At 67.8% G+C, this 10,372-nt stretch carries 8 protein-coding genes and 1 pseudogene; 5 read left to right on the forward strand and 4 right to left on the reverse strand.

From position 1 onward, the window contains the following. A pseudogene (locus ABW137_RS28305) lies at positions 1-120 on the forward strand (amino-acid N-acetyltransferase); the annotation flags it as partial. A gap of 67 nt (positions 121-187) precedes the next feature. Here the strand turns inward: ABW137_RS28305 and ABW137_RS28310 are convergent. Further along, positions 188-2,827 (reverse strand): DNA translocase FtsK 4TM domain-containing protein, encoded by a 2,640-nt coding sequence (locus ABW137_RS28310; RefSeq protein ID WP_526404967.1) that lies wholly within the window; start codon positions 2,825-2,827, stop codon positions 188-190. A gap of 186 nt (positions 2,828-3,013) precedes the next feature. Here ABW137_RS28310 and ABW137_RS28315 point away from each other — a divergent pair, with 186 nt between their 5' ends. The 3 genes from ABW137_RS28315 (at position 3,014) to ABW137_RS28325 (ending at position 6,464) form a co-directional block, all read left to right on the forward strand. Next, the gene (locus tag ABW137_RS28315) at positions 3,014-5,239 is read left to right on the forward strand and encodes a SulP family inorganic anion transporter (RefSeq protein WP_526404969.1); all 2,226 of its coding nucleotides are present in this window, start codon (positions 3,014-3,016) and stop codon (positions 5,237-5,239) included. A gap of 77 nt (positions 5,240-5,316) precedes the next feature. Further along, positions 5,317-5,631: a putative quinol monooxygenase gene (locus ABW137_RS28320; RefSeq protein ID WP_526404971.1), complete on the forward strand. Its 315-nt coding sequence runs from the start codon at positions 5,317-5,319 to the stop codon at positions 5,629-5,631. A gap of 2 nt (positions 5,632-5,633) precedes the next feature. Continuing rightward, the gene (locus ABW137_RS28325) at positions 5,634-6,464 is read left to right on the forward strand and encodes a mycofactocin-coupled SDR family oxidoreductase (RefSeq protein ID WP_526404973.1); all 831 of its coding nucleotides are present in this window, start codon (positions 5,634-5,636) and stop codon (positions 6,462-6,464) included. A 59-nt stretch (positions 6,465-6,523) separates the two neighbouring features. Here ABW137_RS28325 and ABW137_RS28330 read toward each other — a convergent pair whose 3' ends face one another. The 3 genes from ABW137_RS28330 to ABW137_RS28340 all read right to left on the reverse strand — a co-directional run bounded on the left by ABW137_RS28330 (position 6,524) and on the right by ABW137_RS28340 (position 9,925). Then, positions 6,524-8,200 carry a ribonuclease J gene (locus ABW137_RS28330; RefSeq protein WP_526404975.1) on the reverse strand — a complete coding sequence of 559 codons (1,677 nt, stop codon included), beginning with the start codon at positions 8,198-8,200 and terminating at the stop codon, positions 6,524-6,526. After that, a complete protein-coding gene (gene dapA, locus ABW137_RS28335; protein ID WP_526404981.1) occupies positions 8,197-9,045 on the reverse strand; it encodes a 4-hydroxy-tetrahydrodipicolinate synthase in 849 nt (282 codons plus the stop codon). The genes ABW137_RS28330 and dapA overlap by 4 nt, the downstream gene beginning before the upstream one ends. A gap of 100 nt (positions 9,046-9,145) precedes the next feature. Continuing rightward, positions 9,146-9,925, reverse strand: coding sequence for a FadR/GntR family transcriptional regulator (locus ABW137_RS28340; RefSeq protein WP_526404977.1), 780 nt, complete (start codon positions 9,923-9,925; stop codon positions 9,146-9,148). A gap of 88 nt (positions 9,926-10,013) precedes the next feature. On the opposite strand from ABW137_RS28340, the gene ABW137_RS28345 reads away from it, so the two are divergent. After that, a partial coding sequence (locus ABW137_RS28345; RefSeq protein WP_526404979.1) for an alpha/beta fold hydrolase occupies positions 10,014-10,372 on the forward strand: 359 nt, incomplete at its 3' end.

Here is a 10,372-nt window from a genome sequence, read left to right on the forward strand (position 1 = left end):
ACCGCCGAGGTGTACGAGGAGATGTGTCGGTCCTACGACATCGGCGTGGCCGAGTTTCTCGATCTGTCCTACGTCAAGCCCAACATCCTCGGCAATTCGCGGATGCTGTTGATTCTGTGAGCGTCCCGCTCAACTGATTCTGTGAGCGTCCCGCTCAACTGATTTTGTGAGCGTCCCGCTCAGCGGGTCAGTCCTCGTCGTCGAGGTCGCCACCGTTGGCATCTGCGCCACCGCGGATCAACATCAGGGTGCCCGCCAACTCGTCGGGCTTGACGAGCACCTCGCGCGCCTTGGACCCCTCGCTGGGGCCGACGATGCTGCGCGTCTCCATGAGGTCCATCAGCCTGCCCGCCTTCGCGAAGCCGACACGCAGCTTGCGCTGCAGCATCGACGTCGACCCGAACTGGCTGGACACCACCAGCTCGACGGCCTGCAGGAAGACGTCCATGTCGTCGCCGATGTCGGGGTCGACGTCGGTGCGCTCACCGGTCGGCTTGGCGGCGGTGACGCCGTCGGTGTACTCCGGCTCGGCTTGGTCCTTGCACGACTGGACGACGGCCTGGATCTCTTCGTCGCTGATGAAGGCGCCCTGCAGGCGGATCGTCTTGTTGGCGCCCATTGGCAGGAAGAGCGCGTCGCCCATGCCGATCAACTTCTCGGCGCCGGGCTGATCGAGGATGACGCGGCTGTCGGTGAGGGATGACGTCGCGAACGCCAGCCGCGACGGCACGTTGGTCTTGATCAGACCGGTGACGACGTCGACGGACGGGCGCTGGGTGGCCAGCACCAGGTGGATGCCCGCGGCGCGCGCCTTCTGCGTGATGCGGACGATGGCTTCTTCGACGTCGCGCGGTGCGGTCATCATCAGGTCGGCGAGCTCGTCGACGATGGCGAGGATGTAGGGGTACGGCTTGTACACCCGCTCGCTGCCCAACGGGGTGGAGATCTCCCCGGATCGCACCTTCTCGTTGAACACGTCGATGTGCCGCACCCGGGACGCCTGCATGTCCTGGTAGCGCTGCTCCATCTCCTCGACGAGCCACGCGAGCGCGGCGGCCGCCTTCTTGGGCTGGGTGATGATCGGCGTGATCAGGTGCGGAATGCCTTCATACGGCGTGAGTTCCACCATCTTCGGGTCGATCAGGATCATCCTGACCTCCTCCGGCGTGGCCCTCGTCAGCAGCGAGACCAGCATCGAGTTGACGAAGCTGGACTTGCCTGAGCCGGTGGAGCCTGCCACCAGGAGGTGGGGCATCTTGGCCAGGTTGGCCGAGATCATCTCGCCCTCGATGTCCTTGCCGAGGCCGATGAGCAACGGGTGGTGGTTGCGCCGAGTCTCGGGGTCGGTGAGGACGTCGGCCAGCCGGACCATTTCGCGGTCGGTGTTGGGCACCTCGATGCCCACGGCCGACTTGCCGGGGATCGGGGCCAGCATGCGGACGCTCTCGGTGGCCACGGCATAGGCGATGTTGCGCTGCAGCGCGGTGATCTTCTCGACCTTGACGCCGGGGCCGAGTTCGACCTCGTAGCGGGTGACGGTGGGGCCGCGGGTGCAGCCGGTCACGGCGGCGTCGACCTTGAACTGTTCGAGCACCGAGTTGATGGAATCCATCATCTGGTCGTTGGCGGCACTGCGGCGTTTCGGCGGGTCACCGGCGACGAGCAGGTCGAGCGACGGCAGCACGTACGGACCGTCGACCACGCGGTCGAGCGACAGGGTGTCGTCGGTTGCGGCGGGCTTGGCAGGCAACGCCTTGGGTGCCGGTGGTTTCGGTGCCTTGCGGCGAGCGGCAACCTTCGGTTCTGGCACGGTCGGTGTCTCGTCGACGAGCGGTTCGTCGAGCGGATAGTTGTCCATGGGCGTGCCGGAGCGACCTCCCGGGTCGCTTCGCTCCTGCCCTCCGAGCCGACTTCCCGGGTCGCTTCGCTCCTGCCCTCCGGATCGCGAGGCCGACCCCGGCCACTGACGCTCGTCACCCCTGGCATCCGCGGGGTCGTCGTAGTAGCCGTCGGAGAAGTCCTCGGCCGATTCGCCGGGCCGGTCGTCGTACTCGCCGTCGTACTGATCGTCGTCGTAGTAGTCGTCACCGCGGAAGGAGGAGAACAGCGACTGCACGGCCGACGGGACCTCGCGGATGGTCGTTCCCGTGATCAGCAGCAGGCCGAACATCACCCCGATGATCAACAGCGGGGTGGCGATCCACGCGGTGAGGCCGTCGGAGAGTGGCCCGCCGATCACGAAGCCGACGAAGCCCGCGACGCGTTGGCGGTCTGCCGGCTCGGTGGGCGAGCCCGACCACAGGTGCCAGAGTCCGAGCACCGGAAGGGCGATCATCGCCGTGCCGAGGACCAAGCGTGGGCGGGCCTCGGGGTGCGGCTCGGTGCGCATCAGGAGGACGGCCAGGCCCGCCAGGAGGATGGGTAGCAGCACGACGGCGGAGCCGATGACGGTGCGGACCACGCTGTCGATCCACCCGCCGACGGGGCGTGCGGCGTCGAACCAGGAGCTGGCGGCGAGCACCACCGAGATGCCGAGCAGCGCGAGTGCGATGCCGTCGCGCCGGTGTCCCGGCTCGATGTCGCGGGCGCGACCCACCGACCGTGCGGTGGACCCGGCACCCTTGGCCACGATCAGCCAGCCGGCGCGCGCCCCCCTGCCCATGGCCGATCCGGCGGAGGCGACGGGTGAGGGCTTGCGGCGCGGGGCAGCCGGCTTTCGCCGTGGGGCAGCCGGCTTTCGCCGTGGGGCAGCGGGGCGCGTGGAGCGCGCTCGGGGCTTTGAGCTGCTCGAACGAGCTCCCGAACGCGCGGCGGTCTTACTGGCCATGCGAGTCAGCCTAGTCGCACCAGCCCCAAAATCACCATCAGCCACACGGGTAACAAATCGCTAACCATCTGACAACGAAATCCGCAGGAAGTCAATGTGCGATGCCGCCTGCGTACTCACCAAACGTGGGCATCGTCACGCGGCTCGGCACCGACGGAATCCGTTGCCGTCGGTACCCTCGACCTGGTGACATCTGCCCCCATCCACCGCAATGTTAACCCTTTGTTACGCAACATCTTTCGATACGATCTACCGGCGTCTCTCGTCGTTTTCCTTGTCGCACTTCCCTTGTCGATCGGAATCGCCGTCGCATCGGGCGCCCCGGTGGTTGCCGGACTGATCGCCGCAATCGTCGGTGGCATCGTCTGCGCCGTCGTCGGCGGCTCGCCACTTCAGGTCAGCGGCCCCGCCGCCGGTCTCACCGTCGTCGTCGCCGAACTCGTCGATCAATTCGGCTGGAAGGCGACCTGCGCGATCACCGCCGCAGCGGGCGTCCTCCAGATACTTCTTGGACTGAGCCGAATTGCCCGCGCGGCACTGGCAATAGCACCGATCGTGGTGCACGCGATGCTCGCAGGCATCGGCATCACCATTGCCCTGCAACAGATTCACGTCCTGCTCGGCGGCGGTCCACGCAGCAACGCATGGGAGAACCTGTCCGCCCTGCCCGCCCAGCTCGCCGCACCGCAGTGGTCCGAGGTGCTGATCGGCGGACTCGTCATCGCCATCATGCTGCTATGGCGATTCACCCCCGCCGGTGTGCGCGCCGTGCCAGGTGCACTTATCGCCGTCGTGGCCGCGACCGCGGTGAGCTACCTCCCTGGCCTTGGCACCGACAGGATCGCCCTCGACGAATCCGTCGTAGACGCGATCGGCCTGCCCGAGATGCCAGAGGGCACATGGGGTGCGATCGCGGTCGCCGTGTTGACCGTTGCGCTGATCGCCAGCGTGGAGAGCCTGCTGTCGGCCAGCGCGGTCGACAAGATGCACAGCGGCCCGCGCACCGACTTCAACCGCGAACTGGTCGGACAGGGCACCGCCAACGTGTCGTCCGGTCTGCTGGGTGGCCTCCCCGTCACCGGCGTGATCGTCCGCAGCACCGCCAACGTCAGCGCGGGCGCCAGGACGCGCGCGTCGGCGGCCCTGCACGGCGTGTGGCTCCTGCTGTTCTCGGTGTTCCTGGTCAACGTCATCGAGATGATTCCGACCGCAGCGTTGGCCGGATTGCTCATCGTCATCGGCATCCAGCTGGTCAAGCTGGCGCACATCGACCTGGCGCGGCGCACGGGTGAGCTGTTCATCTACGGCGTGACACTGCTGTCGGTGGTCTTCCTGAACCTGTTGGAGGGCGTGCTGATCGGACTGGTCCTCGCCATCGGGATCGCCGCCTTCCGAATCGTGCGGGTGTCGATCGTCGCCGAGGATCTGACCGATCGACTCACGTCGGACGGACGGCAGCGCTGGCACGTGGCGATCACCGGATCGTGCACCTTCCTGGCCCTGCCCCGGCTGACCGCGGCACTGTCGTCGATCCCTGCCGGCGTTGACACCTACGTCGATCTGAACGTCGACTACCTCGACCACGCCGCGATGGACACGCTCGAAGAGTGGATCCGACAGCGTCGCAATGCCGGCGACGAGGTGACGGTCACCGAAACAGGGACCGCCCGAATGGAATTCGCGATGGATCGTCCGCCGCGGCGCAACCCCGAGGGGCGCAGGGTGGTGTCCGCGTTGCGAATGATCTGGCCCCCGCGGCTGGCGGGTGGGGTCGACCGGTTCAGCAACGGCGTCGCACCACTTCTGCGCGAGCAGATGCGTGCCGCCGGTGACGAACACGACCCGCACACCATGTTGCTCACGTGCGCCGACGCCAGAATCCTTCCCAACCTGCTGACCGACAGCGGACCCGGCGAACTCCTCAACGTGCGCAACGTCGGGAACCTGGTGCCCACCGACGGAACCGACGCATCGGTGGATTCGGCGCTGAGCTACGCCCTGGAGCGGTTGTCCGTGCAGACGATCGCGATCTGCGGGCATTCGGGGTGCGAAGCGATGCACGACCTGTGGCACGGCCGCAACGACGGTGCCGTCGGCCGCTGGCTGCATCACGGCGCGGACAGCCTGGCCGCCGCGCACGACGACCATCCAGTCGCCGTCGCCGCCGGGAGGGCGGGTTTCGACGAGGCCGATCGGCTCAGCATCGTCAACGTCGCGATGCAGGTGCAGACCCTGCAGCGCCATCCCCTCGTCGCACCCCGCCTCGAAGCCGGATCGGTGGCGGTCGTGGGACTGTTCCTTGACCTTTCGTCGGCGCGGCTCTTCCTGGTGGGTGCGGACGACATCGCGGAGATCGACCAGGGCGCCGACCTCGATGGCCAGCTCGACGGACTTGCCGAGGCGGCCCGCTGACGGTCGTTCGCGCTGGGTAGTGTCGGCAAGGCCGGGTTCACTCGGGACCGAACACATTCAGCGAGGAGTCTCTTCAGATGCCAGTCGTCATCGTCGCCACCATGACCGCCAAGCCGGAATCCGTTGACACGGTGCGGGCTGCCTGCACCCGCGCGATCGAGGCCGTTCACGACGAGCCGGGCTGCGAGCTGTACTCCCTGCACGAAGCCGACGGGACGTTCGTCTTCGTGGAACAGTGGGCCGACCAGGCGGCAGTGGAGGCGCACGGCAAGGCTCCGGCCATCGGCGAGCTCTTCGGCGCGATCGGTGAGCATCTCGACGGCGCACCCGACATCAAGATGTTGCAGCCCATCGTCGCGGGTGACCCCGCCAAGGGCCAGTTGCGGGGCTAGTCATGGCCTCACGGGACGGCTCGCTGCGGGGCAAGGTCGCGTTCATCACCGGCGCGGCCCGGGGTCAGGGCCGCGCGCACGCGGTCAAGCTTGCGGCGGAGGGTGCCGACATCATCGCCGTCGACATCTGCGATCAGATCGCGTCGGTGCCCTACCCGATGGCCACCCCCGACGACCTGGCGCACACCGTCAAGCTCGTCGAGGACACCGGCGCCCGAATCGTCGCGTCGGTGGCCGACGTCCGCGACCGCGCCGCCATCAAGACCGCGGTCAAGGCGGGCGTCGCCGAGCTCGGCGGGCGTCTGGACATCACCATCGCGAACGCAGGCATCGCCCCGATGGCCGGCGACGACGCCTGGCAGGACGTGCTGGACGTCAACCTGACGGGCGTCTTCCACACCGTCGACGTGGCGATGCGGCCGATGATCAAGGCGGGCAACGGCGGTGCGATCGTGCTGACGAGTTCGGTGGCCGGGTTGGTCGGACTCGCCTCCCCGATGGCGGGGTCGATGGGTTACGCCGCCGCCAAGCACGGCATCGTCGGGCTCATGAGGGTGTATGCCAATACCCTTGCCTCGCACAGCATCCGGGTGAACTCGATTCATCCTGCCGGCGTCAACACCCCGATGATCGACAACGACTTCATTCGCAGTTGGCTGGACGGCGTTGCGCAGGAGACCCAGGGCGGTCCGGACATGGGCAATGCATTGCCCGTGCAGGCCCTGGAGCCCGAGGACATCGCGAACGCCGTCCTGTGGCTGGTGTCCGATGCGGCCCGCTACGTCACGGGCGTCGCGTTGCCCGTCGATGCCGGGTTCGTGAACAAGCGCTGAAATGCCCCGAAACCCCGTTCGGTAGCCGTGCCACGTCGACCTCGGCGTTGGGTCGACAGCTAGATCTCGAGCACCGTCGGAACGATCATCGGCTGCCGGCGATAGACCTCGCCAACCCACTTCCCGATGGCACGGCGCACCGCCTGCGCGATCCGCGTCGGATCCGTCACCTTCTCGGCGACAAGGGTTTCGAGCGCCTCGGCCACCTTGCGGGTGGCGGGTTCCAGCGCCTTGGGGTCTTCGGAGAAGCCGCGCGAATGCAGATGCGGCGGAGCGGCCAGCTTGCCGGTACCCCGGTGGACGACGACGGTCACGCCAATGAAACCCGAAGCCAGCGTGAGCCTTTCACCCACCACCGCATCGCCGACGTCGCCGGTGACCAGGCCGTCGACGAACATCTTGCCCACCGCAACCGCGCCCGATATCGAGGCCTTGCCCGAGACGAGGTCGACGCTGGTGCCGTTCTCGGCCAGCACGATGGCTTCCGCCGGGACACCGGACTTCTCGGCCAGTGCGGCGTTGGCGCGCAGGTGGCGCCAGGTGCCGTGCACGGGCATGACGTTGCGCGGCCGGACCCCGTTGTAGAGGAACAACAACTCGCCCGCGTAGGCGTGGCCCGAGACGTGGATCCGCACTTGACCGCTGGTGACGACGCGGACGCCGATCTTGGCGAGCGAATCCAGCACGCCGAAGATCGCCTCCTCGTTGCCGGGGATCTGCGACGACGACATGATGATCAGATCGCCCGTGGTCAGGGTGATGCTGCGGTGCTCGCCACGCGACATTCGCGACAGCGCGGCCATCGGTTCACCCTGCGTACCCGTGGTGACCAGCGTGACGCGTTCGGGCGGCAGCATCTCGGCAGCCGCGATGTCGATCACGTCGTCGTCGTCGACGGTGAGGAAGCCGAGGTCCTTGGCGATGCCCATGTTGCGCACCATCGACCGGCCGACGAAGGACACCTTACGGCCCAGCGCCACCGATGCGTCGATGATCTGTTGCACGCGAGCGACGTTCGACGCGAAGCAGGCGACGATGACCCTGCCCTCGGCACCGCGGATGAGTCGGTGCATGTTCGGCCCGATTTCGCTCTCGGACGGCCCGACGCCGGGGATCTCGGCGTTGGTCGAGTCGCAGAGGAACAGGTCGACACCGGCGTCGCCGAGGCGCGACATTCCCGGCAGGTCCGTCGGCCTGCCGTCCAGCGGCAGTTGGTCGAGCTTGATGTCACCGGTGTGCAGGACGGTGCCAGCACCGGTGTACACGGCGATCGCCAGCGCATCCGGAATCGAGTGGTTGACCGCGAAGTACTCGCACTCGAACACGCCGTGCCTGCTGCTCTGACGCTCGGCGACCTCGACGAACACCGGCTTGATGCGGTGTTCCCGGCACTTGGCGGCGACCAGCGCCAGCGTGAACTTCGACCCGACCACCGGAATGTCGGGTCGCAGCTTGAGCAGGTGCGGAATGGCGCCGATGTGGTCTTCGTGGGCGTGCGTGAGCACCAGGGCTTCGACGTCGTCCAGACGGTCCTGGATGTGCCGCAGGTCGGGCAGGATCAGGTCGACGCCTGGCTCGTCGTGCCCGGGGAACAGCACGCCGCAGTCGATGATCAGCAGTCGACCGAGGTGCTCGAAGACGGTCATGTTGCGGCCGATTTCGCCGATCCCGCCGAGCGCCGTGACCCGCAGTCCACCGGGGGCGAGTGGGCCTGGTGCGACGAGGTTGGCGGTCACGCCAGCACGCCGGCGGCACGCATGTCTGCTGCCAGCGCCTCGATCTGCTCAGGCGTCGCGGGCACCTGCGGCAGCCGGGGGTCACCGGTGTCGAAGCCGCGCAGCCGCAGGCCTTCCTTCGCCATGGTGACTCCGCCGAGTCGGTTCTGGGCAGCGTTGAGCGCACCGAGCGCGACGTGTCCCTTGCGCGCGGTGGCGATGTCGCCGGAGGTGAAGGCGGACAACATGTCCCGCAGTTGGCTGGCGGCGAGGTGTCCCCACACGCTGATGAACCCGGTGGCGCCCATGGCCAACCATGGCAGGTTGAGCGCGTCGTCGCCGGAATAATAGGCCAATCCGGTCTCCGCCATGATCATCGCGCCGCCGTGCAGGTCCGCCTTGGCGTCCTTGATCGCGACGATGTTCGGGTGCTGGGCGACGGTGCGGACGGTCTCCCAGGCGATGGGGATGACCGACCGCGGCGGGATGTCGTACAGCACGTTGGGCAGGTCGGTGGCGTCGGCAACGGCGGTGAAGTGAGCGACGAGTCCGGCCTGCGGTGGCCGCGAGTAGTAGGGCGTCACCACCAGCAACCCGTGGGCGCCCTCGGCCGCACAGGCCTTGGCCAGGTGGACGCTGTGTGCGGTGTCGTAGGTGCCGACCCCCGCGATGACCCTGGCCCGGTCACCGACCGCTTCGAGAACCGCGCCGAGCAGAGCGACCTTCTCGTCGTCGGTGGTGGTCGGAGATTCGCCGGTGGTCCCCGAGACCACCAGGCCGTCGCACCCGGAGGCCACCAGGTGCTTGGCAAGCTTCTTGGCGGTGGCCAGGTCCAACGAGCCGTCCGGGCCGAACGGCGTCACCATGGCAGTCAGCACGGTGCCCAGACGTGCGCTGACTTCGATTCCGCTGGTGCTCACGGGGTTGAGATTACCTGCTCGACCCTCGCGATTAAGAGCAGCGGCCTCAGTCGGCGAGCAGGCCCGCCCGGCGCATCGCCGCGGAGATGAGCTCGAAGTCGATCGCGACGTGCGCGCGGGCCAGGTGTTCGGCCTTGTCGGCGTCGCCGTCGGCGATCGCGTCGATGAGCACTTCATGCTCGTGCAGCGACCGAAGTTCCATCTGGCGCATGGTCGTCGGCTCTCCCCAGACGTGGGCGGGCGCGCCAATGCTGATCGAGGCTTCGAGGTCGACCACGACCTGTTTGAGCACCGCATTGTGGGCGGCGTCCATGATCGCCAGGTGCAACCTGCCGTCGGCTTGCTGGGCGGTCAGCCCGGTGTCGGCCGTCCGGTACTCCTCCAGCGCAGCGCGGATCCTGGTCACGTCGTCAGCCGTCCTGGCCTCGGCCGAGGCCCGACACACCGCGCCGTGCAACCGGGCGATGGCATCGCAGCGGTCCCGCAGTTCGCCGAGCCGCATTCCCAGGGTGCGACGCACCGCATCGGTGGAGGACTCCGGCCATTGGTCCACGACGTAGGACCCGCCGCCCCGGCCGCGGCGGGTTTCCAGCAGGCCGCGGTCGACGAGACGGGCCAGGGCGGCGCGGACGGTCATGCGTCCGACGCCGAGGGCGCGTGCGAGCTCACGCTCGACCGGGAGTCGGGCACCGGGCAGGTACTCGCCGATGGCGATCGCGGTGACGAGCCGATCGGTGATCTCGTCGACGCGCGACGGCATCTCCAAGTGCCTGGCGAGCAGGCCCGATGAGGGCACGGCTGGACGCGTCGGGGAGCGATCGGCCATCGGTCGAGCCCCTTCCCGTAGATACGAGGATGTTAATTCGTCCGCAATGGTCTTGCTGTGAGACCTTTCAGGGTCCATGCTGAGCGCCATGCCCGTTGAAACCCGCACGGTGCCTTTCCGGGACTTCCAGACATGGGTGCAGATCACCAGACCGGAGACGGCCCGCCAAGGAGCCCTGCCGTTGTTCGTCCTGCACGGCGGTCCTGGCATGGCACACGACTACGTGCGCAACATCGCCCAACTCGCCGACGAGACCGGGCGCGACGTCATTCACTACGACCAAATCGGGTGCGGACGCAGCACCCACCTCCCCGACGCACCCCGCGACTTCTGGGAGCCGAGCCTGTTCGTCGACGAGTTCCACGCCGTACGAACCGAACTAGCCCGTCAGCTGGGCACTGACCGATACCACCTGCTGGGTCAGTCGTGGGGCGGCATGCTCGGGGC

The sequence above is a fragment of the Mycobacterium sp. genome, from assembly GCF_040509115.1.
Taxonomy (GTDB): Bacteria; Actinomycetota; Actinomycetes; order Mycobacteriales; family Mycobacteriaceae; genus Mycobacterium.